26 protein-coding genes and 1 pseudogene are annotated in these 25,240 nt (G+C 72.0%); 16 read left to right on the top strand and 11 right to left on the bottom strand.

The window, feature by feature from the left end; translation table 11 throughout:
• Positions 1-10 precede the first annotated feature (10 nt).
• The 5 genes from ACIQK6_RS08950 to ACIQK6_RS08930 are packed head-to-tail and all read right to left on the bottom strand — an operon-like array spanning position 11 to position 5,207.
• Positions 11-1,126, bottom strand: a complete 1,116-nt coding sequence (locus ACIQK6_RS08950; RefSeq protein ID WP_329097936.1) for a DegT/DnrJ/EryC1/StrS family aminotransferase — start codon at positions 1,124-1,126, stop codon at positions 11-13.
• Positions 1,123-1,896 (bottom strand): NeuD/PglB/VioB family sugar acetyltransferase, encoded by a 774-nt coding sequence (locus ACIQK6_RS08945; protein ID WP_329097934.1) that lies wholly within the window; start codon positions 1,894-1,896, stop codon positions 1,123-1,125. Before ACIQK6_RS08945 ends, ACIQK6_RS08950 begins: the two co-directional genes overlap by 4 nt.
• Entirely contained in the window at positions 1,893-3,047 is a 1,155-nt protein-coding gene (locus tag ACIQK6_RS08940; RefSeq protein WP_329097932.1) for a DegT/DnrJ/EryC1/StrS family aminotransferase, read from the bottom strand. The genes ACIQK6_RS08945 and ACIQK6_RS08940 overlap by 4 nt, the downstream gene beginning before the upstream one ends.
• Entirely contained in the window at positions 3,044-4,039 is a 996-nt protein-coding gene (locus tag ACIQK6_RS08935) for an NAD-dependent epimerase/dehydratase family protein (protein ID WP_329097931.1), read from the bottom strand. The genes ACIQK6_RS08940 and ACIQK6_RS08935 overlap by 4 nt, the downstream gene beginning before the upstream one ends.
• 58 nt (positions 4,040-4,097) lie before the next feature.
• Positions 4,098-5,207 (bottom strand): Gfo/Idh/MocA family oxidoreductase, encoded by a 1,110-nt coding sequence (locus ACIQK6_RS08930; RefSeq protein WP_329097929.1) that lies wholly within the window; start codon positions 5,205-5,207, stop codon positions 4,098-4,100.
• 373 nt (positions 5,208-5,580) lie between these two features.
• Between ACIQK6_RS08930 and ACIQK6_RS08925 the strand changes: the two genes are divergently transcribed.
• The 3 genes from ACIQK6_RS08925 to ACIQK6_RS08915 all read left to right on the top strand — a co-directional run bounded on the left by ACIQK6_RS08925 (position 5,581) and on the right by ACIQK6_RS08915 (position 9,067).
• Positions 5,581-6,465, top strand: coding sequence for a glycosyltransferase family A protein (locus tag ACIQK6_RS08925; protein ID WP_329097927.1), 885 nt, complete (start codon positions 5,581-5,583; stop codon positions 6,463-6,465).
• A gap of 128 nt (positions 6,466-6,593) precedes the next feature.
• Complete coding sequence (locus tag ACIQK6_RS08920) at positions 6,594-8,051, top strand: MFS transporter (protein ID WP_329097926.1); 1,458 nt, start codon at positions 6,594-6,596, stop codon at positions 8,049-8,051.
• A gap of 2 nt (positions 8,052-8,053) precedes the next feature.
• Complete coding sequence (locus ACIQK6_RS08915) at positions 8,054-9,067, top strand: TolB family protein (protein WP_402694671.1); 1,014 nt, start codon at positions 8,054-8,056, stop codon at positions 9,065-9,067.
• Positions 9,068-9,083: 16 nt separating this feature from the next.
• On the opposite strand, the gene ACIQK6_RS08910 is transcribed toward ACIQK6_RS08915, so the two are convergent.
• Positions 9,084-9,944 carry an alpha/beta fold hydrolase gene (locus ACIQK6_RS08910; RefSeq protein WP_329097922.1) on the bottom strand — a complete coding sequence of 287 codons (861 nt, stop codon included), beginning with the start codon at positions 9,942-9,944 and terminating at the stop codon, positions 9,084-9,086.
• Between the two features lie 133 nt (positions 9,945-10,077).
• On the opposite strand from ACIQK6_RS08910, the gene ACIQK6_RS08905 reads away from it, so the two are divergent.
• Positions 10,078-10,506, top strand: coding sequence for a hypothetical protein (locus ACIQK6_RS08905; RefSeq protein ID WP_329097920.1), 429 nt, complete (start codon positions 10,078-10,080; stop codon positions 10,504-10,506).
• A gap of 161 nt (positions 10,507-10,667) precedes the next feature.
• Here the strand turns inward: ACIQK6_RS08905 and ACIQK6_RS08900 are convergent, their stop codons facing one another.
• The 4 genes and pseudogenes from ACIQK6_RS08900 to ACIQK6_RS08885 all read right to left on the bottom strand — a co-directional run bounded on the left by ACIQK6_RS08900 (position 10,668) and on the right by ACIQK6_RS08885 (position 13,056).
• Positions 10,668-10,964, bottom strand: a complete 297-nt coding sequence (locus ACIQK6_RS08900) for a DUF6087 family protein (protein WP_329097917.1) — start codon at positions 10,962-10,964, stop codon at positions 10,668-10,670.
• A gap of 26 nt (positions 10,965-10,990) precedes the next feature.
• Positions 10,991-11,637: pseudogene (locus tag ACIQK6_RS08895) on the bottom strand (methyltransferase); the annotation flags it as partial.
• 109 nt (positions 11,638-11,746) lie between these two features.
• A complete protein-coding gene (locus tag ACIQK6_RS08890; protein ID WP_402694682.1) occupies positions 11,747-11,899 on the bottom strand; it encodes a hypothetical protein in 153 nt (50 codons plus the stop codon).
• A 740-nt stretch (positions 11,900-12,639) separates the two neighbouring features.
• Positions 12,640-13,056, bottom strand: a complete 417-nt coding sequence (locus ACIQK6_RS08885) for an ATP-binding protein (RefSeq protein ID WP_329107529.1) — start codon at positions 13,054-13,056, stop codon at positions 12,640-12,642.
• 247 nt (positions 13,057-13,303) lie between these two features.
• On the opposite strand from ACIQK6_RS08885, the gene ACIQK6_RS08880 reads away from it, so the two are divergent.
• Positions 13,304-14,554, top strand: coding sequence for an XRE family transcriptional regulator (locus tag ACIQK6_RS08880; protein WP_402694584.1), 1,251 nt, complete (start codon positions 13,304-13,306; stop codon positions 14,552-14,554).
• Entirely contained in the window at positions 14,545-15,066 is a 522-nt protein-coding gene (locus tag ACIQK6_RS08875; protein WP_329097913.1) for a GNAT family N-acetyltransferase, read from the top strand. Before ACIQK6_RS08880 ends, ACIQK6_RS08875 begins: the two co-directional genes overlap by 10 nt.
• A 205-nt stretch (positions 15,067-15,271) precedes the next feature.
• Here ACIQK6_RS08875 and ACIQK6_RS08870 read toward each other — a convergent pair whose 3' ends face one another.
• Positions 15,272-15,571: a hypothetical protein gene (locus ACIQK6_RS08870; RefSeq protein WP_402694583.1), complete on the bottom strand. Its 300-nt coding sequence runs from the start codon at positions 15,569-15,571 to the stop codon at positions 15,272-15,274.
• Positions 15,572-15,772: 201 nt separating this feature from the next.
• Here ACIQK6_RS08870 and ACIQK6_RS08865 point away from each other — a divergent pair, with 201 nt between their 5' ends.
• From ACIQK6_RS08865 to ACIQK6_RS08820, 10 genes are all read left to right on the top strand, one after another.
• The gene (locus ACIQK6_RS08865; protein ID WP_329097909.1) at positions 15,773-16,144 is read left to right on the top strand and encodes a hypothetical protein; all 372 of its coding nucleotides are present in this window, start codon (positions 15,773-15,775) and stop codon (positions 16,142-16,144) included.
• A gap of 187 nt (positions 16,145-16,331) precedes the next feature.
• Positions 16,332-18,074, top strand: coding sequence for a hydrogenase maturation protein (locus ACIQK6_RS08860; RefSeq protein WP_329097907.1), 1,743 nt, complete (start codon positions 16,332-16,334; stop codon positions 18,072-18,074).
• 71 nt (positions 18,075-18,145) lie between these two features.
• On the top strand, positions 18,146-19,210 hold the full coding sequence (locus ACIQK6_RS08855; RefSeq protein WP_329097905.1) for a hydrogenase expression protein HypE: 1,065 nt from the start codon (positions 18,146-18,148) through the stop codon (positions 19,208-19,210).
• Between the two features lie 73 nt (positions 19,211-19,283).
• Complete coding sequence (locus ACIQK6_RS08850; RefSeq protein ID WP_329097903.1) at positions 19,284-21,068, top strand: nickel-dependent hydrogenase large subunit; 1,785 nt, start codon at positions 19,284-19,286, stop codon at positions 21,066-21,068.
• A complete protein-coding gene (locus ACIQK6_RS08845; protein ID WP_329097901.1) occupies positions 21,065-21,598 on the top strand; it encodes a hypothetical protein in 534 nt (177 codons plus the stop codon). The genes ACIQK6_RS08850 and ACIQK6_RS08845 overlap by 4 nt, the downstream gene beginning before the upstream one ends.
• Positions 21,595-22,317 carry a DUF5947 family protein gene (locus ACIQK6_RS08840; RefSeq protein ID WP_402694582.1) on the top strand — a complete coding sequence of 241 codons (723 nt, stop codon included), beginning with the start codon at positions 21,595-21,597 and terminating at the stop codon, positions 22,315-22,317. Before ACIQK6_RS08845 ends, ACIQK6_RS08840 begins: the two co-directional genes overlap by 4 nt.
• Entirely contained in the window at positions 22,314-23,009 is a 696-nt protein-coding gene (locus tag ACIQK6_RS08835; protein ID WP_402694581.1) for a DUF6084 family protein, read from the top strand. Before ACIQK6_RS08840 ends, ACIQK6_RS08835 begins: the two co-directional genes overlap by 4 nt.
• The gene (locus tag ACIQK6_RS08830) at positions 23,006-24,448 is read left to right on the top strand and encodes a hypothetical protein (protein WP_402694580.1); all 1,443 of its coding nucleotides are present in this window, start codon (positions 23,006-23,008) and stop codon (positions 24,446-24,448) included. The genes ACIQK6_RS08835 and ACIQK6_RS08830 overlap by 4 nt, the downstream gene beginning before the upstream one ends.
• A complete protein-coding gene (locus ACIQK6_RS08825; protein ID WP_329097894.1) occupies positions 24,445-24,990 on the top strand; it encodes a hydrogenase maturation protease in 546 nt (181 codons plus the stop codon). The genes ACIQK6_RS08830 and ACIQK6_RS08825 overlap by 4 nt, the downstream gene beginning before the upstream one ends.
• A complete protein-coding gene (locus ACIQK6_RS08820) occupies positions 24,987-25,091 on the top strand; it encodes a DUF6893 family small protein (protein ID WP_402694579.1) in 105 nt (34 codons plus the stop codon). The genes ACIQK6_RS08825 and ACIQK6_RS08820 overlap by 4 nt, the downstream gene beginning before the upstream one ends.
• Positions 25,092-25,240 lie beyond the last annotated feature (149 nt).

The raw sequence follows: 25,240 nt of genomic DNA, 5'->3' as shown, positions 1-25,240 counted from the left end.
GAGCGCGGGGTCAGCGCAGGGCGTTGCGGAGCGTTTCCACGACCCGCTGCTGCTGGTCAGCGGTGATCTGCGGGAAGAGGGGGAGCGAAAGCATCCGGTCCGCCGCCTGTTCGGCGTGCGGGAAGTCGCCCCGGCCGTGGCCGAGATGACCGAAGGCCGGGGTCAGGTGGACCGGCGCCGGGTAGTGCACGCCCGCGCCGATGCCCTCAGCGTTGAGCTTGCCGACGACGGCGTCGCGGTCCGCCCCGGTGACCCGTACGACGTACAGGTGCCACACGTGGACGTTGCCCCCGGCGGTGACCGGCAGGGTGAGCCGCCCGGCGGCCGCGAGGTCGCCCAGCAGCTCGTCGTAGCGGGCGGCGGCGGCCCGGCGGGCCGCGTTCCCCTCGGCCAGCCGGGCCAGCTTCGCCCGCAGGACCACGGCCTGCAGGCCGTCGAGCCGGCTGTTGAAGCCGGCCACGTCGTGGCGGTACTTGGCGATGCCGCCGTGGTTGGCCAGGGCCCGGATCAGGTCCGCGCTCTCTTCGTCGTCGGTCACCACCGCGCCCGCGTCGCCGTACGCGCCCAGGTTCTTGCCCGGGTAGAAGCTGGTCGCGGCGATTCCCCCGCTGCCGGGGGAGCGGCCGCCCTGGGTCGCGCCCTGGCTCTGCGCGGCGTCCTCGACGACCTTCACGTGCGCCGGCAGCCCGGCCGCCAGGGCCGCGGTGTCCGCGCACTGCCCGTAGAGGTGGACGGGGACCACCGCGCGGGTGGCCGCGCCCACGGCTTCCAGGGCGGCCCGGGGATCCATCAGCAGGGTGTCGGGGAGGCAGTCGACCAGCACCGGCCGGGCACCGATCCGGGCGACGGCGCCCGCGGTGGCGATGAAGGTGTTCGCGGGCAGCACCACCTCGTCGCCGACGCCCACCCCGCTGGCACGCAGGGCGAGTTCGAGGGCGTCGGTGCCGTTGGCGACACCCACGCAGTGCCCCACCCCCGCGAAATGGGCGTACTCGCGCTCGAAGGCGCGGACCTCCGCACCGCCGATGAAGGCGGTGTCGGCGAGCACACGGTCGAAGCCCGCCCGTAATTCCTCGGCGACCTCGGCGTGCGCCGCCTTCAGGTCGACCAGCGGTATCTGGTTCATGCGACTGTGCTCCCCATCCGTGTCTCCGGCCAACGGCCGGCCGTCTCCTCGCCATCGGCCCGCAGCTCGTCGAGCGCCGGGCCCCCCGCCGCGCGCAGCCGGCGGGCGGGGCTTCCGGCCCACACCTCGCCGGGCGGCACGTCGGCCAGGACCGTGCTTCCCATACCGGTCAGCGACCAGGCGCCGACCGACGTGCCCTCGCGCACCAGCGCTCCCGCGCCCACGTACGCACCGCGCCCCAGCCGCACCCCGCCGCCGAGGCGGACGCCCGAGGCGAGCGTGGCGAAGTCCCCGACCCGGTCGTCGTGGGTGAGCACCACGTGCGGCATCACCGCCACGTGGGACCCGAGCCGGACGGCGGCCGTCAGCACGCAGTGCGCGAGCAGGACCGAGCCCGCGCCGAGCAGCGAGGACCGCGAGACCATCGCCGTCGGATGGACCACCGTGGCGTAGCGGCTCCCGGGCAGCCCCAGGCGCCGCACCAGCCGGGCCCGTACGGCGTAGTCGCGCGGACTGCCCGCGCAGACCACCACCCGGGCCGCCGGCAGCTCGTGCACGAGGTGGCTGCCGCCCAGCACCGGCACCCCGTCGACCTCCCGGCCGTGCAGGCCCGGATCGTCGTCGAGGTGCCCGGCGAGGCGCCACCGCGGAGCACGGCCGTACGCGGCCGCCGCGGCGGCCGCGTCCAGGACCGCCTGGGCGGTCTCGCGGGCGAACCCGCCCGCGCCGACGATCAGCAGGTCCTCGGTCCGCTGCGGCGGGCCGCTCATCCGCCCGCCCGTTCGCGCAGCACCGCCACCACCCGGTCCTGCTGTTCCCGCGTCATCGTGTGGAACAGCGGCAGGATCAGGGAGTCGCGGCTGATCCGCTCGGTCACCGGCAGCGGCGCCGCGCCGTGGTCCGCGTACGCGGGCTCCAGGTGCGAGGCCATGATCCCGCGCCGGGCCGAGATCCCGGCCTCGGAGAGCGCCGCGAGCAGGTCGTCCCGGCCGACGGGGAAGTCCTCGGCCGGCAGCACCCAGTACGACTGGAAGTTGCCCTGGCCGTGACCGGGGTCCCGGAGCGGTCGTAGGCCCGGGATCCCGCTCAGCAGCTCCGTGTACCGGGCCGCGAGCGAGCGCCGCCGGGCCACGATCTCGTCCAGCTTGCCGAGCTGCACCAGACCGACCGCGGCCTGGATGTCGGTCATCCGGTAGTTGTAGCCGACCTCCAGGTAGCTCTCCACGACCGGTTTGCTGCTCGCGTGGCGCTGCGCGGCGGACACGTTCATGCCGTGCTCGCGCAGCCGGCGCAGCCGCTCCGCCCACTGCGCGTCGTCCGTGGTCAGCATGCCGCCCTCGCCGGTGGTGATCACCTTGCGGGGGTGGAAGGACCAGGCGGCGAGCAGGGCGCCGTGGCCCACCGATTTGCCGCCGACCGTCGCGCCGATGCCACAGGCCGCGTCCTCGACGAGGGCCACGTCCCAGTCGGCGCACACGGCGCGCAGCGCGTGCACGTCCGCGGGCACCCCGCCCTGGTGGACGGCGATCACCGCCTTGGTCCTCGGGGTGCGGACCGCGTCCACGGTGGCCGGGGTGAGGTTGCCGGTGGCCTCCTCGACGTCCGCGAACACCGGCCGGGCGCCCACGTAGCGCACCGCGTTGGCGGTGGCGATGAACGACAGCGAGGGGACGATCACCTCGTCGCCGGGACCGAGGTCCAGGGCGATCAGGGACAGGTGCAGGGCGGTGGTGCACGAGCTCACCGCGATCCCGTGCTCGGCGCCCACCCGCTCGGCGAAGGCCCGTTCGAACTCGGCGACCCGGGGGCCCTGGGCCACCCAGCCGGAGAGCACGGCGTCGGCGGCGGCCTTCGCCTCCTCCTCGCCCAGCCAGGGCACCATCACCGGGATCCGGGCGGGGGCGGTGTCCGGGGCGCTCATCGGCCCGCCTCCGAGGCCGCCGCGTCGGCGGCGCGCTCGGCCCGCCACCACTGCACCAGGTCCCGCAGGCCGGTGCGCAGGTCGATCTCGGCGGTGAAGCCGAGCCGCTCCGCGGCCTGCGAGGTGTCCGCGAGCCGGCGGGTGACGCCGTTCACGGCGCGGGCCGGACCGTGCTCGGGCACCAGGCCCTCGGCGCCCATCGCCTCCAGCAGGCCGTGCGCGAGCTGGAGCAGGCTGGTCTCGGTGCCGCTCGCGACGTTGAACACCTCGTCGGTCAGGTCCGATTCGGCGGCCAGCAGGTTGGCGCGCGCGATGTCCCGGACGTCGACGAAGTCCATGGTCTGCAGGCCGTCGCCGAGGATCAGCGGCGGCTCGCCCGAGGCGATCCGCTCCATCCAGCGGATCAGCACCTCGGTGTAGAGGCCGTGGATGTCCATCCGGGGCCCGTACACGTTGAAGTAGCGCAGGGCCACGTAGTCCAGCCCGTACATGGAGTGGAAGCTGCGCAGCACCCCCTCGTTGAAGGCCTTCGCCGCACCGTAGAAGGTGTCGTTGTTGTACGGGTGGTGGCGCTCGGTGGTCGGGAACTGCTCGGCCAGGCCGTAGACCGAGGCCGAGGACGAGGCGATCACCTTGCCCACCCCGGCGGCCGCGGCCGCCTCCAGCACGTTGAAGGTGCCGTCCACCATGACCTCGTTCGCCAGCCGCGGCTCCTCGGCGCACTGGGTGATCCGGATGGCGGCGAGATGGAACACCAGCTCGGCGCCCTCGGTCGCCTTGCGCACCGCGGCCACGTCGCGGATGTCGCCCTCGACGACCTCCACCACCCCGCTCGGCAGGGCGCGGGCCAGGTTGGCCGTCCGCCCCCGCACGAAGTTGTCGAGCACCACGACTTCGCGTGCTCCGTTGTCCACCAGCAGGTCCACCAGGTGCGAGCCGATCGTGCCCGCCCCTCCCGTGACCAGAATCCTCTTGCCTCGTACGCTGCTCAACGCCCTGCCCCCACTGAATGTTCGGTCGTGGTCTTGCACGTGATCGGACTGCGGGCGGTCAACGCCCGGTGCGCAGTCCGACGACCGCTCCGCGGAACTCCAGGCTCCGGGAGGCGGCTTCCAGGATGTCCAGCACCTTCAGTCCCGCCCGGCCGTCCGTCAGCGGCGGCCGTCCCGTCCTGATGGACGTGGCGAACTCCTCGACCATGCTGCGCAGGGCCTCCTTCTCGCCGATCGCGGGCGCCACCATGTCGCCGCTCCGGTAGGAGACGAGCATGTCCCGGCGCTCGTCCGCGCCTATCTCCTGCGGGGCGCTCAGGTCCACTCCGCGGTCGAACACCGCGACGCGCTGGGTGGGGTTGAGGTCGTCCCACACCAGCGTGCGCTTGGACCCGCCGACCATGGTGGTGCGCACCTTGGTCGGGGAGAGCCAGTTGACGTGCACGTGCGCGATGGCGCCGGTGCTCAGCTGGAGCGTCAGATAGGCCACGCAGGACTGGCCGGCCCCGATGGGATCGGCTCCGTGCGCGGCGACGGCGACCGGCTGCACGTGGTCCGGGAGGATGAAGTCCAGGACGGAGAGGTCGTGGGGGGCCAGGTCCCACAGGACGTCGATGTCCTTCTGGACGAGCCCCAGGTTGATCCGTACCGAGTCCACGTAGTGGATCTCGCCGAGTTCGCCGGAGCGGACCATCTCGCGGATCCGGCCCACCGCCGGCGTGTAGCAGTAGGTGTGGTCGCACATCAGCGTGAGGCCGCGTTCCTCGGCCTCGTTCACCAGCCGCAGCCCGTCCTCGTACGTGGCGGCGAGGGGCTTCTCCACGAGGACGTGCTTGCCGGCGCGCAGCGCGGCCAGTGCGACGTCGAGGTGCGTTCCCGCCGGGGTGGCCACGGCGACCGCGTGGACCTCCGGGTCGGCGAGGACCGCCTCGTAGTCACCGGTCGCCTGGACCGTGGAGTACGCGCCGAGCACCTGCCGGGCCCGGTCCACGTTCAGGTCGCAGAGCCAGCGCAGCCGGAACTGATCGCTGGACTGGAAGTTGCGGACGAGATTGGGGCCCCAGTAGCCCGCGCCGACCACGGCGACACCTAAGGGGGCGGACCCCTTGCCGGCGGCGCCCGTCTTCCGTCCCGTGTCCTGCCCCGCGTCCTTCGCGGTGTCCTTCACGGCGTTTCCCTTCCTTCCGCGCACGCCGGGCGGCGTGTCGCCAACTCATGGCCGGGACGCGTGTGTTGGAGGGAGATGCCGTCGACGGCAGCACGGACGCCCGTGCGTCCCGTGCGTGACCTGCTCAACGGTGATGGCCCCCCACAACCGATGCCCTACGTGAACCGTGTGCTTCGCCCCCCGGCCCGGCCGCCTGTTCCCCACAAGCAGGCCGAACCCGTACCGCTTACCGCCTATGCCCGCCGCCGGACACCGGTTCCGCCGAAGCGTGCCGATTCCGGTCGGCGCCGCTCAATCTAGTCCACCGGGCGTACCCCCGGGCAGAGTTGACGTAATCGCCTGGAGCGGGTGTTCGACCGTGCATACTGCCCGGGTGACCAGCATCGTGATACCGGCCCACAACGAAGGCCGGGTCATCGGCCGCCTCCTCGACGCGCTCCTGGCCGACACCTCGGTGTCCGGGCCCGACATCGTCGTGGTGTGCAACGGCTGTACGGACGACACCGCCCGCGTGGCGGGCGAGCGCGGCGACCGCGTACGGGTGGTCGAGATCCCGACCCCTTCCAAACACCGGGCACTTAGGGTCGGCGACGAGCACGCGCGGGGCTTCCCCCGGCTGTACGTGGACGCCGACGTCGTCGTCGGGGCCGCCGACGTGGGGGCCCTGGTGGGCGCCCTGGACCGGAGCCCGGAGCTGCTCGCCGCCGCCCCCGGCCGGGACGTCCCGTTGGGCGGCTGCGCCTGGCCGGTGCGGGCGTACTACCGGGTGTGGCAGCGGCTGCCCGCCGTCCGCGAGGGGCTCTTCGGCCGGGGGGTCATCGCCGTGACCGAGGCGGGGCACGCGCGGATCGCCGCGCTGCCCCCGCTGATGGCCGACGACCTGGCCGCGTCCCTCGCCTTCGGGCCCGGGGAGCGGCGCGTGGTCGAGGAGGCCCGGGTGGTCGTCCGGCCGCCGCGCACCTGGTCCGACCTGATCAGGCGGCGGGTCCGCGCGGCGACCTCCTCCGCCGAGTTCGAGCGCTTCCAGGCGGCGCGGCGGGCCGGGGCGCCGGGGGCGCCACCGGAGCAGGTGTCGGAGCAGACCGCGCGCACCGGCACGGCCGATCTGCGCGCCCTGCTGCGGGCCCAACCGGCGCTGTTGCCGGGGGTGGTGGTGTTCGTGGTGGCCGCGCTCGCCGCCCGCCGGGGATCCCGGAAGGCCATCCGCGACCAGGACTTCTCCACCTGGCTGCGGGACGAGAGCAGCCGGGAGGGCTGAACCCCCGGCCGATCCGGGGGCGTACGGCCGAATCTGTTCGTACGCCGCACCGTTGGCCCGTACAACCATTAGGGTTCCACTCGCACGTTCGAGTGAACTCAGTCCGTCGGCATCGGGAGCTCCAGAGCATGTACCTCGCGGACCGCTCCGCGCCCGCGCCCGAGGGTGCGAAGACCGCTGCGGACCGGGGACCCGTCCGGGCCCCCGCGGTCGCCTCGACCGTCCTCGCCCTGGGCACGGTCAGCATGATCACCGACATCTCCTCCGAGATGGTCACCGCCGTCCTGCCCCTGTACCTGATCGCCGGCCTGGGCCTGAGCCCCCTCGGCTTCGGCGCGCTGGACGGCGTCTACAACGGGGTCAGCGCCCTCGTGCAGCTGACCGGCGGCCACCTCGCCGACCGGGTCCGCAACCACAAGTTGATCGCCGGCATCGGCTACGGCCTGTCGGCCCTGTGCAAACCGCTGCTCCTGTTCGCCCACAGCCTGGGCCCGATCAGCGTGATCCTCACGCTGGAACGCACCGGCAAGGGACTGCGCACCGCCCCGCGCGACGCGCTGATCTCGCTGTCCACACCGCCCGAGTTACAAGGGCGCGCCTTCGGCGTGCACCGGGCGATGGACACCACCGGGGCGCTGCTCGGCCCGCTCGCCGCCTTCTTCATCCTGAGCCTGACGGTCGACGGCTACGACGCGGTCTTCGGCGTCAGCGCCTGCATCGCCGTACTCGGTGTCGTGGTGCTCATGCTGTTCGTCCCCTCCGGCGGCGACGCCCGGCCCGGGCCGTCCCGCGGAGCCACGGCCACCGCCGCCACCACTGCCACCACCACTGCCACGGCCACCGCTTCGGCCACCGCTTCGGCCACGGTCACCACCACTGCCACGGCCACCACAGGCGCCGCCGCCGCCGTCCCCGGTGCGGACCGGCCGGCCCCGGTACGACTGCGCGACGCGCTCGGCCTGTTGCGCCTGCCCCGCCTGCGCAACCTGGCCGTCTGCGCCGTCCTGTTGGGCCTGACCACCGTCAGCGACGCCTTCGTCTACCTGCTCCTGCAACGCCGCACCGGCATCGGCGACCAGTGGTTCTCGCTCCTGCCGCTGGGCACCGCCGCCATGTTCCTGCTGCTCGCCGTGCCCGCCGGAGCCCTCGCCGACCGGATCGGCCGGCGCACCGTCTTCCTCATCGGCCACGCCCTCCTGCTGGCCGGCTACGGGCTGCTGCTGTGGGCCCCCGCCTGGCCCGCCCTGCCCTACCTCGTCCTCGCCCTGCACGGCATGTTCTACGCCGCCACGGACGGCGTGTTGCCCGCCGCCGTCGCCGCCACCGTCCCCGCCGAGCTGCGCGCCACCGGCATGGCCCTGGTCGGTACCGGCCAGGCGCTGGCCCGCTTCGGTTGCTCGCTGGCCTTCGGCGCGGCCTGGACGCTCTGGGGCACCGGCCCGGCACTGGCCGCCGCCGCGGTCGGCCTGCTGTGCTGCGCCGCCGTCGCCGGCTTCGTCCTGCGCCCGGCAGGGCCCCAGGACACCCGACCCCAACCGAACCCCGAGCCCAAGCCCGATCCGAAGTCCGTGAGGCCCCCCAGATGACGCTGTCGAAGTCACGCCGCCTGCTCGTCCTCGCGGTGGCGGTGCTGCTGCTCGGGGGTCTTGGCGCCGCGCTGGTGCTGCGCTCCGCCACCCGCGACGACGAGCCGTCGACGGGCGGCCCGACGGTTACCGCCGGGACCGTCACGCTCGACCGGCCCGGCTCCCTGACCTTCCTCAACGGCGGGCAGGGACCGCACCGCGGAACCCTCGCCTCGGTCCCGGCCGACGCACCCGAGTCCGCGCGGACCGCCTCCGAACTGGGCTGCCAACGCTTCTACGCCGCCGCGGGCACCGGCGTGTGCCTGCGCTCCACGCCCGGCGCGCTCGCCCAGGACAACAAGGCCCTGATCGTCGACTCCGAACTGCGCACGCTGCGCAGCTTCCCCCTCGCGGGCACCCCGAGCCGGGCCCGCGTCTCGCCCAGCGGCCGGTTCGCCGCCTGGACCGTCTTCGTCTCCGGCGAGTCCTACGGCGCCGCGTTCTTCTCCACCCGTACCGCGATCGTGGACACCCGCACCTGGAAGCTGGAGGCGAACCTGGAGGAGTTCGCCATCGACATGGACGGTCGGGAGCACCGCGCCCAGGACGTCAACTTCTGGGGGGTCACCTTCTCCAAGGACGACGACACCTTCTACGCCACCGTCTCCACCGGCGGCGAAACCCACCTGGTCAAGGGATCGATCTCGGGGCGCAGCGTCAAGACCCTGGCCAAGAACGTCGAATGCCCCTCCCTGTCCCCGGACGAGACGCGCATCGCCTACAAGAAGCGGGTCCGGGCCGGCGCCTCGCTGTGGCGCGAGCACGTGATGGACCTCGGGACGCTGCGCGACCACGCGCTCGCGGAGAAGCGCAGCGTGGACGACCAGGCCGCCTGGCTCGACGACCGCACGCTCGCCTACGGCCTGCCGACCGACGGCGCCGCCGACAGCACGGACCTGTGGACCGTGCCCGCCGACGGCAGCGGCGCCCCGCGCCTGCTGGCCCCCGGAGCCTCCTCCCCGGCCCGGCTCGGCTGACACCGCCGAGGGGGTGTCAGGACCGGTCCACGAAGTCCCGTACCCGGTCGACGAGTACGGCGTTGTCGCGGATCCAGCCGTAGTGCCGGCCGCCCGGAGCGCCTTCGCCGAGCGCGAGTTCCTCGTACGTCACCCGCGCGCTCGTGAGCTTGTCGCAGAGCCCCCGCACCCCGCCTGGCGGTGCCATGGGGTCGCCCTCGATGGCCACCGCCAGCACCGGCAGGTCCATCGCGGCCAGCCGGGGCTCGAAGTCCACCGGTGAGGACGGTACGTCGTAGCGGCCCGTCCGGACCTGCGCAGCCATGTCCCGCAGGACCTGCGCGGAGTCGTTCCCCAGCACCCCCAGGCGGCGGCCGGGGAAGTACCCGTACGCGGTGGCGAAGACGGCGGCCAGTTGGAACCCCGCGAGCATGCCCAGGCTCTGCGGGAAGGGCCAGCCGCGGTAGTGGCAGGACGGGGCGCCGACCAGGATCGCGCCCGCGGCCATGTGCGGCTCCTGGCTGAGGTAGAGCACGCCGAGCTGCCCGCCGAGGCTGTGCCCGAGCAGGTGGCGCGGCGCCCCGGGGAAGGCGGCCGAGACGGCCCGGAACAGTGCGGGGTAGTCGTACGCGACCATCTCGTGGTAGCCGTAGCGCACTCCGCGCCGCACCTGGACCGAGCTCGTGCCCTGCCCCCGTAACTCCCCGAGGGCCACCTGGAACCCCGCCTCGACGAGGGCCTCCGCCAGGGGCGTGTAGGAGACGGCCCTGGTGCCCATGGCGGGCATGCACACCAGTACCGGTGCCGACGGATCGTCGGGCCTTCGGTGGAGCCGGACCCGGACCGTGGCCCCGTCCTCGGAGCGCACCGTCTCCGTGGTCACTTCGGCGGTTGACATGACCGACCTCCCTCGCTCGTGGCCATCCTGCGCACCTCGCGGACCACGTCCAACGGTGCTCGGCCTCGGCCCCGTTGGCCGCCGGCCCGTGGCAGTATGGCCCGGACGTACCTCCGGAAGTGCTGGTGCTGAAGTGACCCGAACGTTCAAGTACCGGTTCAGGAGCCCGCTCGGCGGGCTGGCGGCGGACCTCTCGGCACGGGCCGTGTCGCCGGGCGGAGCGGCGGTTCCGTCCGTGGGGATCTACCGGGGAGTCCGCGTGCTGCTTCCCGCGACGGGCATGTACTGGGAGGACCTGGCCTGGCTCTCCTTCGTTGTCGCGCTCCGTGGCGAGGAGCTGTGCGCCAGGCATCCGGAGGGCGTGTACCTCGACATCGTCTCCCTCGACTTCCCGCTGACCGACTACCGGCCGGAGGTCGCCGCCCTCGCCATGGACGGATGGCTGCGCGAGGAGTTCGACCTGCCCGACACCGGAATCGCCTGCTCGTACTCGGGCGGCGCGGACCCGTACGCCTTCGCATGGGGCGGTGCGGAGCCGCCGCTACGGAGCCCGTGGCCGTAATGAACGGCATCGTGTTCCTCGCCTCGTTCCTGCGGACCGGCCGTCTGCACGGAATCGGCATCGGCTCCACCCTCGGCGAGGTCGACCGGGCCGTCCACCACCGCTTCGCCAGAGCTCCGGCTCGTTCACCTCGGGTGAGGGACGAGCCGGGGCTGTGGCGCCTACGGCTTTCGGTGTCGGCCCTTGCCCGGGGCGAGTGGCTGGCCCATGCGGTTGGGCGAGGGGTCAGTAGTAGGGGTGTTGGCCTCGGGAAACAGGATGCGCTTGGTCTCGGTGAGACTGGCGGCGAACGCGTAGGGCTCCCAGTCGTGCCCGTTCCACCGTTCGATCGCGCGCGGCGCATCAGGCTGCACATGGGAACCCTTCGGGCTGTCGCCCGAGACGATCGGGATGGCTCGTAGTCGCCCGATCTTTGCGTTCCGACGCTCCGCCCACTCCGAAAGGGGTTCCTCGTCCATGCGCCAACCCTAGCGTCGCTGCCTGATCAGTAGGCGGCGTCGAGGCGGTGCTCCCAGCGCAGCTCGGGTTGATCATCGATCCAGTACGTGTGGGACCTTTTTGTGATCCGGAGCCGTACAGCGGTGATATCGGGACTGCCGGCGCTCTGCCACGCGCCCAGGGTCCGCTCGATCTTGTCCCACAGGGCGACGGGGCCACCCTGGCGGACGATCCAACCATCGCTGTCCGCCTTGAATTCGGCGAAGGACTCGCGCTCAGGATCGAAGAGGTACAGGAGTCGCGCGCCGTCGCTCGTGGCCGCGCGTACGAAGTGTGCGCCGGGGACGAGAGCTGTGCAAGAAATGCGGGCACCCACTCCTCCAGCAAGAGCGGTGCCACCCTGGCCGCTCGCTCACTGTCGGCGTAGGCAGTGCGGGCCGACAGATCACCGGCCACGGGGGTCACTGCCTGGGCGCGAGCCTGCATGAACGAGGACCGTCCGACAATCGCCCCCTCGGCGGTGCCGTCGTCGCCGACCGTCACCTTGGCGAGACCGGTTCCCCAAGGCCATGAGCCCACAGTGCTGAGGACGATGCCGCCTGGCTTCGTCTGCCTGACCCAGGTGTACGGGATGCGGCGGACCGCACAGGTGGCGATGATCCGATCGTACGGCGCCCGGCGTGGCTGGCCGAGGGATGGGCTGTTGGATGGCGCGGCCGACCTCGGGGAAGCCGACCGCGCCGGGCCGCCCGGCTCGACCTGTCCAGGGTTGTTCCGGGCGGAGCATGTGGGTGCGGCCGTGCTAGGCGATAAGCAGGGCGTACGCGCCGAGCAGCTCGGCGGTCTCGCTTTCGACGCCCGTATAGCCGTTCGCGCAGGGCTGCTCGGCGATGTCGGTGCCGCTCTCGACGACCTCGGGGGCGTCCGTCTCGGTCGTCTGGATGGTCGCGGGCATTGCGCGACCCCCTTTCTCTGGTAGGTCCCGACCCCGTTCGGTTCGGGACGCCCGTACGCCTGCCGCGCGGTCGGGCGTCCGCCGTCAATTGGGCTCTCGGCCGGTCGCTTGATCGCCGGCATCCCGCCGATGGCGGAAGCGTGAAGGGCGTGAGTCCGGCTTCGTCTGTACGGTGCGACAGCATCCCTGATGCGTTGGAGGCCGCGACGCGCCTCCTCAAGCGCCTGCCGATCCGGCGGGAGCGCGGCCTGCACAACGCCCCGCAGCTCGTCGAGCCGTCGGTAAAGCCTTCGCTGTACGACGTGGCGGTACCAGAACTCCTCGACCACCCAAGCGATCCGACTGATCCTGTCGGGAAGCGAGGGGCGGGGCGGGTTGACGATGCGCTGCACGTTCCGCTCGTAGTTCGAGATCGGTTGCTTGTGGCGCTGCAAGTGCAGCCGTAGCCAGGCGATCGGTTGACTACGCACTGACGGCCTCCCTGGCGTCAGCCCCATGCCAGCCTTCCCGTTCGAGCAATGAGAGAAGGTCCCGCTCCGACACGAGCTGGCGGCGCATCACCTCCAGGGACCGCCGCCGGGTTGCGGTGTCCGTTGCCTCCAAGGCGTACTCGACGAGGTGGCCCTGCTCCGGTAACTCGTGCCCCAGGCTTCCCCCGGCTACCCCCAGGTCGTTCGATCCGCCAGACGGATGGGCACGGCGAACGAGTACGAACCTCCGAGGCTTCGCGTGCCTGCCCATCAGGCGCTCGCCTCGACGAATAGCTCTGCCCACACGACCTTGCCCCAGCGTCGACGGTCAACAGCCCAAACGTCAGCAAGGGACTCCACGATGACCAGCCCGCGGCCCGTCTCGTCCCCTGCCTCCGGACCGCCGACCAACGGCACTGCACGAGACTTGTCGGATACCGTCACACGCACCCGGTCTTCGGCCCGCCGCTGAATACTTACTCGCACCAGCGTGCATCCTCTGTGCTGTACGGAGTTGGCCACAAGCTCGGAGACGACCAGGAGTCCGCTGTCGATCAGGCTCTCGAGCCCCCAGGTGTTCAGGGCGGACCGGATCAAATGGCGGGCCCGACTGGCCGACTCGGCCTCGCAGGGCAACGTCTCGCTATAGCCGGGGACGTCAACGGCGCTGTATCTGGTCGCGATCATGATCAAGGGGTCTTCCCTTCGAGGGCGGTGGAGCACCTCATCGCCAAAGGGGGTGGGCGGGCGCTCTCCTCCATGCAGCCAGGCGCCATGGGCGGCGCCTGCCTCCTTACTGCGGCTTGCGACTAGGAAAGTTCACCGTCGGGCGGCCAGTGGGAACAGGTGAATTCCCAAGACGCACAAGGCGTGACCCCGGTGATTTTTACCTTCGCGGTATCGCCGTCACGGGTGACCCCGCTACCGTGCGGCTGTGGGAGAAAACCCCGAACTGGCCGCAGCAATGACCGACTGCCAGATGGGGCAGGCGGAATTAGCCAGACGCGTCAATGCCGAGATCGAGACCTTGACCGGTCAGCCCGGACACATGACGGACCGCGACGTCCGACGCTTGTTGGCTGGCCATACCCGGTGGCCGCACGCCAAGCAGCGGCTGAGTATCGAGCGCGTCCTTGGCCGTTCGGCGACCGACTTGGGTTTCGTCCCCCGGTCCAAGAAGGCAGCACAGGCACCTCCGGAGGACCCCATGCACCGCCGCTCCCTCTTCACCTTCGCCGTCGGAACAGCCGTTGCGGCTACGGTCGGCGCCACCCGACGCCTGGGCCAGAGCGACGTGCACCGTTTCGAGGCCGAGCACGCCAAGATCATCGCTCAGGACCAGGAATTCGGCGGCGCTCAGAAGGTCGAAAACGATGCGGTGGAGCTTGCCATGCGGATCAAGTCGGCCTTGGCCGGCGGCGGAGCTGCTTCAGCGCGGGTGCGGACCAAACTGTACTGCCTAGCCTCCGATGTGACGTGTTCCGCAGCATTCGCGGCGATTGATGCTCAAACCCGAAGCCGTGCCAGAGGCCACCTGGACACGGCCGTCACGTTCGCTGGTCTGTCCGGAGACAGCGAGACGCAGTACCACGTCTGGAACCACCTCTCGATGGTTGCCGGGCAGCGCAAGGACCACGCGGAGGTATCCGCAGCGGCTGACGCAGCGAAGAGCCTGTCCATCGCCAAGAAGGACCCGCTCTACGCCTCGCTCGCTCACATGAGAAACGCTCACGCCCATGCCGGCCGCAACGATCGCTCGGCAGCGGTGAAGGGCCTCGGGGCAGCGGAGCGGTCATTCGGTCGGCACACTCCCATCCAGCGACCGCCCTGGATCGAGTTCTTCGACGGGGCGGAGCTTGACGGGCTGACCTCGATCGTCTGGCTGCGGCTGAACGAACCGGACCGCGCTGAGTATCACCTGCATCGCGCGCTGGCTGCCATCCATCCCGACCGCGTGCGCAACCGGACGTACTACATCGCGCACCTGTCGCTGGCACAGGCTAGACAGGGGGACTTCGAATCGGCCTGCGCAACTGGCGATCGAGCGGCGGAGATCCTGGGGCGCGTCCGCGGCTCGAAGCGGACTACTGACACCCTGGCGAACGTCCGCAAGCTCATGGTGTCGTCGGGAACAAGGGAGCCCAGCGTCCTGGACTGGGCAGAGAGGTCACAGGCATGGATCTGAAGACGTATACCCGCGAGGACGCTGCCGACATCCGGGAGATGCTTCTCGATATGCACGATGCCGTCTACGACGGTGAGGAGGACCGCTTCCACGAGCGGGAACGCTTCGCCTGGTTCGTGGATCACTGGAGTGGCAATGAGACCTGGGCCTGCGTAGTCGGCTTCGACAAGGGTGCGCCCACGGGCTTCGCGTACGGTGCGGCCTTCAAGCCTGGCGGATGGTGGAAGACCTCGGACCGTCCCGACTCCGTTGCGCCGGAAGCCACCGTGTTCGCTCTGTCTGAGCTCATGATCATGGGGGAGTGGCGGAAGACCGGCGTGTCCACTCAGCTCCATGCGGCCCTCGTCGACAGTCGCGACGAGGATGTGGCCACCCTCCTGGTCGACGTGACCCACCTCAAGGTGCAGGCGCTCTACGAGTCATGGGGGTACGAGAAGGCTGGCGAGCAGAAGCCCTTCGACGATTCGCCCGTCTTCGCGATCATGGTCAAGAGGCTGACGGTGCCAGCCTGACGCACTGAGTAGCGATGCGGATGTCGACGGGACGACTTCGTACGAGTGTGGAGCGTCGGCCTATGGGCGCCCGTCCGGTCGGGCTGACCGTCCGGTGCCGGTAGCGGCCCGCGCCGTTGCGGATCGTGTCCGGGAGACGGTTCGGTTTCCATGGCTCGGCAGGCGCAGAGTTCCACGGGGCCCGGCCGCCCGGCGTCGGCGCTGATCAGTGTGCGAGGAGCCCGTTCACACAACCAGCGATGTAGGCGTCCGCCTCTGCGCCTTCGAGCCCGTCGGCCCGAGCAGGGTAGCCGCACAGATCCTTTGTCCTGGACAGGTCGGCGTCCGGCCAGCCACCTCCTTCATGCAGCGTGATGCCCATGACCCGGCCGTCCCGGTACGCGGGCGTCTCCTCCACGGGAGCGTCGGCGGAACAAGCCACCGTGGCCGCGGCCGCTGCGGCGAGCGTCCCGATACGCACCAGGAAGCCCCCGCCTCTTGTGCCCTGCTTCATCTGCCGCACCATTCGCCCACCCCTTGGCTCCCCGATTGTGCAGGTCAATCTAACGGTTGCGCATCCTGCACCTGCGACGGGCCGGCCCCTTCCTCTCGGGGACCCGCCCGGGGTCGGTGGCGGCCCCGGACGGCCCCGCTCCGATCTGGGCCGGTCGGGTGCTGGAGCGGCCCGGAGGGGATGGGGTGCGGCCCGAGCGGGCACGTGCAGACCATGGCCTTCGAACATCCCGCGAAGAAGGGCGGCCAGGGGCGGCTCGGACGGTTCGAGAAGCTGGCGGAGCTGGCCTCGAACTTCACCAGCTCGCCCGCCTTCTCCGTGTTCTGCGTCCTGCTGGTGGCCGGCTTCGTCGCGGCCCACCTCGCCCACCTGGACATGAGTTGGCAGCACCTGTTCGGCGACGCGATGGGCGCGGTCGCCCTGCTGCTCCTGGCCCTGCTGAAGAACTCCGAACGCCGGGCCGAGCACGCGATCCAGCGCAAACTCGACGCCATCGCCGCCGCCCTCCTGGAGCAGTACGAGGGCGAGCCGGGCCGCGCGCAGCGGGAGCTGGCCGAGGCCATCGGCATCGAGGACGGCGAGTAGCCGGCGTTCCCCTTGGGCCGAGCGGACCCCGGAACGGGCGCTTTCGAGTGACCCGCTGCGCGGGGCTCGGACGTGGGCGCCCCGAACTCCCCGACCATCTCAGGCGGCCGGTCATGTTCCGGCCACGGGCCGCCGACCAGGCCGGGCACCGCGCACGCGCGGCTCCGGGCCACCGCTGGGAGATCACGTGTACGTCCTGCTCGTGGCGAGCGCGTTCAACAGCCTCACGCAGCGAGTCCACGCCGAGCTGCGCGACCACGGCCACCACGTGGCGGTCGAACTCGCCCTGCCCGGAGCAGCCCTGGCCGACGCCGTACGCAGCCACCGCCCCGACCTCGTGATCGCCCCGATGCTGCGCACCGCCATCCCCGAGGAGGTCTGGGCCGCCCACACCTGCCTGGTCGTCCACCCGGGTCCGGTCGGCGACCGCGGCCCGTCCTCCCTCGACCGGGCCGTCCGGGGCGGTGAACCCCGATGGGGGGTGACCGTCCTGCAGGCCAATGCGGAGATGGACGCCGGCGACGTCTGGGCGAGCGTTGAGTGCCCCCTGCCGCCGGTCGGCAAGAGCGACCTCTACCGCGGCGAGATCGCCGATGCCGCGCTGGAGGCCGTCCTGCTCGCGGTGGAACGGTTCGCCTCCGGTACGTACGTCCCGCAACCCCAGACGAGCGGCCACGCCCGGCCACTGCTGCGCCAGGAAGACCGCCGGATCGACTGGGAGCACGACACCACCGAGGACGTCCTCGCCGCGCTGCGCGCCGCCGACTCGCAGCCCGGCGTACGCGACGACCTGCTCGGCGGTGAGTGGTACCTGCACGGCGGGCACCGCGAGGAGCACCTGCGCGGCCGCCCCGGCGCGCTGCTGGCCACCCGGGCCGGGGCGCTCTGCCGGGCCACGGCCGACGGGGCCGTTTGGATCCCGGAACTGCGCCCCCGCCGCCTGCCGGGCCGCCCGGCCGCCCCCAAATTGCCCGCCACGCTCGCGCTCGCGGACCGGCTGCCCCGGCTCCCCGAGGTCCCCCCGTCGCCGCCCTGCGGACCCCAGCGGGGCAACTGGTCCGACATCGGCTACCACGAGGAGGGCCAGACCGGATTCCTGACGTTCGCCTTCCCCGGCGGCGCCATGAGCACCACGCACTGCCGCCGCCTGCTGGACGCGTACGGGGCGGCCCTCACCCGCCCCACCACCGTCCTGGTCCTCGGCGGCGGCCGCGACTTCTTCTCCAACGGCATCCACCTCGGCGTCATCGATGCCGCGACCGATCCGGCCGAGGAGTCCTGGGCCAACATCAACGCCATGAACGACCTGGTCGAGGCGGTGCTGACCACCACCGACCGGCTCGTGGTCAGTGCGCTGGGCGGCAACGCCGCCGCCGGCGGTGCCATGCTCGCCCTCGCCGCCGACGAGGTCTGGTGCCGCTCGGGCGTCGTCCTGAACCCGCACTACCGCCTGATGGGCCTGCACGGCTCCGAGTACTGGACGTACACCCTGCCCCGCCGCGTGGGCCCCGCACTCGCGGACCGCCTCACCACCGAGGCCCTGCCGCTGAGCGCCGCCGCCGCCCAGGGGCTCGGACTGGTCGACCGTACGGTCCCCTGCCCGCCCGGGGACTTCGCCCGCGAGACCGAGGGCCTCGCGCTCCGCCTCGCCGCCCTGCCCGCCACCGCCTCCCGGATCGCCGGCAAGAAGGCCGCGCGCGAGCGCGACGAGGCCCGGCGGCCGCTGGCCGACCACCGCCGGGCAGAGCTGGCCCTGATGCGGCGGACCTTCTTCGACCCCGACGCCCCCTACCACGCCCTGCGCCGCGCCTTCGTCCGCAAGGAGCGCCCGGCCGCCACCCCGCTCCACCTGAGCGGGTCGGCCGTCAGGCCGCGCGCCGTCACTGGACTGGCCGCACCTGACGCGGCGCCCGGACCGGACTGCTGTTAGCAAGAAAGGTGTGGGCGAGGCAGGCCGCCTCCCCGCGCCCCTTCCCGATCACCTCCCCGAGGAGCCGTCCCATGGCCACTGCGACTAAGGATGCGAAGGACGCGGTCGAGGACCCGCTGATCCACATCCTCTGGATCAATGCGGGTTTGAGCTGCGACGGCGACTCCGTGTCCCTGACGGCGGCGATGCAGCCGAGCATCGAGGAGATCGTCACCGGCGTGCTGCCCGGTCTGCCGAAGATCGCCGTGCACTGGCCGCTGATCGACTTCGAGTGCGGCCCGGTCGGCGGCGCCGACACGTTCATCGAGTGGTTCTTCAAGGGCGAGCGGGGCGAGATCGATCCCTTCGTCCTGGTGGTCGAGGGGTCGATCCCGAACGAGAAGATCAAGCCCGAGGGCTACTGGTGCGGCTTCGGCGACGACCCCGAGACCGGTCAGCCCATCACCACCAGTGAGTGGATCGACAGGCTCGCCCCCAAGGCCCTCGCCGTCGTGGCCATCGGCACCTGCGCCACGTACGGCGGCATCCACGCCATGGAGGGCAATCCGACGGGTGCCATGGGCGTGCCCGACTACCTGGGTTGGGACTGGACCTCGAAGGCCGGCATCCCGATCGTGTGCGTGCCGGGCTGCCCGATCCAGCCCGACAACTTCTCGGAGACCCTGACCTACCTGCTCTACCAGGCGGCCGGCTCCGCCCCGATGATCCCCCTCGACGACAAGCTGCGCCCGACCTGGCTCTTCGGGGCCACCGTCCACGAGGGCTGCGACCGTGCCGGCTACTACGAGCAGGGCGAGTTCGCCGAGACCTACGACTCCCCGCGCTGCCTGGTCAAACTCGGCTGCTGGGGCCCCGTCGTCAAGTGCAACGTCCCCAAGCGCGGCTGGATGAACGGCATCGGCGGCTGCCCCAACGTCGGCGGCATCTGCATCGCCTGCACGATGCCCGGCTTCCCCGACAAGTTCATGCCGTTCATGGACGAACCCCCCGGCGCCAAGGTCTCCACGAAGGCGAGCAGCGCGTACGGCGCGCTGATCCGCCGGCTCCGGTCGGTGACCGCCCACACCGTGGACGAGGAACCGAAGTGGAGGCAGACCGGCCGCAGCCTGACCACGGGCTACCGCCCGCCCTGGTGACGGCTCCCGGGATCCCGCGGAAACACCCCCCAACTCCAGCTCTCCGCACCGAAGAAGGGTCACGGCAGAAACGATGACACCGCAGACGAAGGCGGCCGCAGACGGCAGCGGCTTGGTGGAGATGGCCTGGGATCCGATCACCCGGATCGTGGGCAGTCTCGGCATCCACACGAAGATCGACTTTAAGCAGAAGCGGGTCGCGGAGTGCTACAGCACCTCGTCGGTCTTCCGCGGCTACAGCGTCTTCATGCGCGGCAAGGACCCCCGCGACGCGCACTTCATCACCAGCCGCATCTGCGGCATCTGCGGTGACAACCACGCCACCTGCTCGGTGTACGCGCAGAACATGGCCTACGGGGTGAAGCCGCCCCACCTCGCCGAGTGGATCATCAACCTGGGCGAGTCCGCGGAGTACATGTTCGACCACAACATCTTCCAGGAGAACCTGGTCGGGGTCGACTACTGCGAGAAGATGGTCCGCGAGACCAACCCGGGCGTCCTGGAGCTCGCCGAGCGCACCCCGGCCCCGCACGCCGGCGAGCACGGCTACAAGACCATCGCCGACATCATGCGCTCCCTCAACCCCATCGAGGGCGAGTTCTACCGCGAGGCGCTCCAGGTCTCCCGCTACACGCGCGAGATGTTCTGCCTGATGGAGGGCCGCCACGTGCACCCCTCCACCCTCTACCCGGGCGGCGTCGGCACCATCGCCTCCGTCCAGCTCTTCACGGACTACATGAGCCGCCTCATGCGGTACTGCGAGTTCATGAAGAAGGTCGTCCCCCTCCACGACGACCTGTTCGACTTCTTCTACGAGGCCCTGCCCGGCTACGAGGAGGTCGGTCGCCGCCGCGTCCTGCTCGGCTGCTGGGGCGCCCTCAACGACCCCGAGTACTGCGACTTCACGTACGCCAACATGACCGACTGGGGACGGAAGATGTTCGTCACCCCGGGCGTGGTGGTGGACGGCAAGCTGGTCACCAACGACCTCACCGAGATCAACCTCGGCATCCGCATCCTGCTCGGCAGCTCGTACTACGACGACTGGCAGGGACAGGAGCAGTTCGTCACCCACGACCCGCTCGGCAATCCGGTCGACCCGCGCCACCCGTGGAACCAGCACACCATCCCGGCCCCGCAGAAGCGCAACTTCGACGACAAGTACAGCTGGGTCATGTCCCCCCGCTGGTTCGACGGCAAGGACCACCTGGCCCTGGACACCGGCGGCGGCCCCATCGCCCGCCTGTGGTCCACCGCCCTGTCGGGCCTGGTCCACACCGACTACGTGCAGGCCACCGGCAACAGCGTCGTGATCACCCTGCCGCGCACGATGACCAAGCCCGAGACCCGCTTCGAGTGGAAGATCCCGAAGTGGAGCAACGCGCTGGAACGCAACCGCGCGCGCACCTACTTCCAGGCCTACGCGGCCGCCATCGCCCTGCACTGCGCCGAGAAGGGCCTCGCCGAGGTCCGTGCCGGGCGCACCCAGACCTGGGAGAAGTTCGAGGTCCCGGACGAAGGGTTGGGCGTCGGCTTCACCGAGGCCGTGCGGGGCGTGCTCTCGCACCACATGGTGATCCGCGACGGGAAGATCGCCAACTACCACCCCTACCCGCCGACCCCGTGGAACGCCAGCACCCGCGACACCTTCGGCACGCCCGGCCCCTACGAGGACGCCGTGCAGAACACCCCGATCTTCGAGGAGAACGCCCCGGAGAACTTCAAGGGCATCGACATCATGCGCGCGGTCCGCAGCTTCGACCCCTGTCTGCCCTGCGGAGTCCACATGTACGTGGGCGGCGGCAAAACGGTCAAGACGATGCACGTGCCCACCGGCCTGAGCGGACTGGGCGGATGAGCGCCACGATCGACGGCGTCCAGGCCGGGCGCCGGGTCGAGGAGGTCCTCGACCGGCTCGCCGCCACCGGCGACCGGGCGGCGTGCGCGGCGGCGGAAGAACTGGTGCGCGTCCTCATGGACTTCTACGGCGCCGGGCTCGCCCGGATCGTCGAGAAGGTCGGGGAGGGCCCGCTCGAGGCCGCCTACGACGACGAACTCGTGGCGAGCCTGCTCTCCCTGCACGGCCTGCACCCCGAGGACGTGCACACCCGCATCGCCCGCGCCCTGGCCGCCCACGGCGAACCGGTGGAACTCCTCGGCTTCGACGCGGACACCGGTGTCCTACGGCTGCGCCCCGCCGCGGCCCCCACCGGCTGCGGCTGCGGCTCGGGCTCCGGCAGCCACGGCGACGCCGGGCGGACCCTCGAGGACACCCTGGCCTGCTTCGCCCCCGAGGTGACGAGCGTGGAGCGGGAGCCGGCCGCGGCCCCCGCCCCCGCCCTCCTGCAGATCGGCACCCGGCCCCCGAGCCCGGCGCGGGTGCCGTGAGCGGGCCCGGTCTCCTCCACGACGGCCCGCGCGCCCCGCGCGGGCTGCGCGGGCTGCGCCGGTTCGCGGGCCCGCGCCCGCCCCGGCCCGAGACCTGCGAACTGTGCGGGGTGGCCGTGGACCCGGAGGGCCACCGCCACCTGGTGCAGACCGAACAGCGGGCGCTGCTCTGCGCGTGCACCGCCTGCGCCCTGCTGTTCGACCGGCCCGGAGCCGGCACCGGACGCCTGCGGGCCGTACCGGACCGCTACCTCACCGACCCCGCCCACCGGCTCGACGACGGCGCGTGGGAACTCCTGCAGATCCCGGTCGGCGTCGCGTTCTTCTTCCGCAACGCCGCCCTCGACCGGCTGGTCGCCCTGTACCCGAGCCCGGCCGGAGCCACCGAGAGCGAACTCGACCCCGAGACCTGGCGGACCGTACTCGGCGGCGGCCGCCTGGCCGCGCTCCTCGAACCCGACGTCGAGGCGCTACTGCTGCGCCGCTCGGAGGGCCGCACCGACTGCTACCTGGTGCCGATCGACATCTGCTACGAGCTGGTGGGGCGGATGCGGATGCTGTGGCAGGGCTTCGACGGCGGGGCGGAGGCCCGGGCCGCGCTGAAGACCTTCTTCGAGCAGGTGGAACGGCGGGCCAGGGCCCTGCCCCGGACGGCGGACGAAGCCGGGGACGACGCCGGGGGCGACGACGGGGACGACGACGGGGACGGGATCCGATGACGGAATTCGCCTTCACCTGCACCGGCGTGCGCGCCGACGCGTACGCCGCCGGCCCCACCCTCGTCTTCCGGCTGCGGATCACCGCGGCCGGGGGCGCCCGGGTGCACGCCATCGCCCTGCGCTGCCAGATCCGCATCGAACCGGCCCGGCGCGGCTACGGCCCCGCCGAAGCGGAAGGGCTCGCGGACCTTTTCGGCGAGCGCTCCCGCTGGGGCAACACCCTCCAGCCCGTGCAGTTCGCCCAGGTCTCCGTCATGGTCCCGAGCTTCACCGGGGAGACCGAGACCGACCTGGTCGTGCCCTGCACCTACGACATGGACATCGCCGCCACCCGGTACTTCGAAGCCCTGGCGGAGGGCGAGGTACCGCTGCTGATGCTGTTCTCCGGCACCGCCTTCACCGGTGACGCCGGCTTCCGCGTCGAGCCGGTGCCGTGGGACCGCGAAGCCGCGTACCGGATGCCGGTCGCCGTGTGGCGCGAGATGGTCGAACAGCACTTCCCCGGCTGCGGGTGGCTGCGGCTGCCCCGCGACACCATGGACGAGCTGCTCGCCTTCCGCTCCCGCCACGCCCTCGCCTCGTGGGAGGCGACCGTACGGGCCCTGCTGGACGCGGCCGCGTCGCCCCAGCCGCCCGGGCCCGTCCGGCTGGGCGCCCTCCTGCCGCGCCTCACCGAGAGGGCGGCTCCGTGACCACGACGACCACCCCCCACTCCCGCTTCGCGGTCGCCCGGCAGGTGGCCGACGCGGTCCTGCTGGAGGGGTACGTGCTCTACCCGTACCGGGCCTCGGCCGCGAAGAACCGGCTGCGCTGGCAGTTCGGCGTCCTCGTGCCCCCGGCCTGGGGCCGCGCGCACGAGGAGCACGTCCTCCAGCAGACCGAGATCCTGATGGAACCGCGCGGCGCGGCCACGCTCGCCCTGGAGCTGCGCTTCCTGCACGCGCAGCGGCGTACGGTCCAACGGGCCACGGACGGCGGCGGCTTCACGGAGGTCGCCGAACTGCACATGGCCGACCGGGTCCTCGTGCCTTGGGACGAGGGCGCCGAGGAACGGGTCGAGGTGAGCGTCCCCGTTGCCGAACTGTTGGGCGATGACGGCGTCACCTTCCCCTTCCGCCGCCCCGCCCGCGTCGACCCCGAGCCCGTCCTCGATGCCGACGGGCGCACGGTGGGCCGCCTGGTGCGCCGCACCGAGGAGATCGAGGGGGTACTGCGGGTGCACGCCACCGAACTCCCCGGCGCCTACCGCGTGCTCCGGCTCCGGGCCGTGGTGGAGAACACCAGCCCGTGGACCCCGCCCGGTGGGTCGGGACCCGCGGACCGCGAGGCCGCCCTGCCCCGCTCGCTGGTCGCCGCCCACCTGCTGCTGGGCCTGGACCGCGGATCGTTCCTGTCCATGACCGACCCGCCCGAATGGGCCAGGCAGGCGGTGGCCGCCTGCGAGAACCGCCACACCTGGCCGGTGCTCGCGGGCGAACCGGGCCGCGCCGACGTGGTCCTGTCCTCCCCGATCATCCTGGAGGACCACCCGGCCATCGCCCCCGAGAGCGCGGGCGCCATGTACGACGCCCTCGAGATCGACGAGATCCTCGCCCTGCGCACGGCCGCCCTGACCGAGCAGGAGAAGCGCGAGGCCCGCGGCACCGATCCGCGGGCGGCCGCCGTGATCGACCTCGCCGACTCGATGCCCCCCGAGGTGCTGGAGCGGCTGCACGGCGCGGTGCGCGCCCTGCGGGAGGTCATTGGCCCGGAGCAGCCGCCACTGCTCACCGAACTCCCCGAACTCCCCGAACTCACTTCCGAAGAGGCGGTGTTCCGGCCCGACACCCCCTGGTGGGACCCGGCCCGGGCGGACCCCGCGGACCCGGCCCGTGACCGGATCGCCGTCGACGGCGCCCCGGTGGGCCCCGGCAGCCGCGTCCTGCTCCGCCCCGGACTGCGCCGCACCGACGCCCAGGACCTGTTCCTGCAGGGTCGTACCGCGCTGGTCGAGGCCGTCCTGCACGACGTCGACGGGGGAGTGCACCTCGCTGTCACCGTGGAGGACGACCCGGGCGCGGACATCCGGCGGGAACAGGGCAGGTTCCTCTACTTCCAGCCCGACGAGGTCACCCCCCTGGAGGACGCGTGAACGAGCGGGTCCTGATCGCGGGCATCGGCAACGTCTTCCTCGGCGACGACGGCTTCGGAGTCGAGACCGTCCGGGCGCTGGCCGAGCACCCCCTGCCCGACGGGGTCGAGGTGGTGGACTTCGGTGTGCGCGGCGTCCACCTCGCCTACCAGCTCCTCGACGGCTACGACACGCTCCTGCTGGTCGACGCCACCGCACGCGGTGGCGAGCCGGGCACCCTCTACCTGATCGAGGCCGACGACGGAGCGGGCGCCGGCCCGGCCGGCGCCCCGGCACCGCCGCCCGTCCTCGACGGCCACCACATGTCCCCCGACGCCGTCCTCGCGCTGCTGGACACCCTGTGCGCCGGGACCGGAGCCACCCCACCGCGGCGCACGCTGGTGCTCGGCTGCGAACCGGCCGGCACCGAGGAGGGCATCGGACTGAGCGCACCCGTGGCCGCCGCCGTACCGGAGGCCGTACGCACGGCCCTGGACCTGATCCACGGCCGGACCCACGACGAAACCGACCGGCCCGGCCGCGAACTGAGGAGAACACCGTGAAGAAGGTCTTCGTCGTCGGGGCCGCGGCCGCCGCCGCCACCGCCGTCCTGCTGCAGATCCTCCCCGACCTCCGGCGCTACCTGCGCATGCGCCGGATGTGACACCACCCCGGGAGGCCCCGAGGCAGCCATGGGAGCGGCCATGGGAGCGCCCCGGGGCCGGCCCCGGGCACGGGTCGATACCCGCGCGCCCGAATGGCGTACGGGGCGCACCGCGCACCGGCGTGCCCGACCGCACGGACTCCGTCCCG

This window comes from Streptomyces sp. NPDC091682 (assembly GCF_044756625.1).
GTDB lineage: Bacteria > Actinomycetota > Actinomycetes > Streptomycetales > Streptomycetaceae > Streptomyces.
This window is presented reverse-complemented; position numbering and strand designations above follow the sequence as displayed.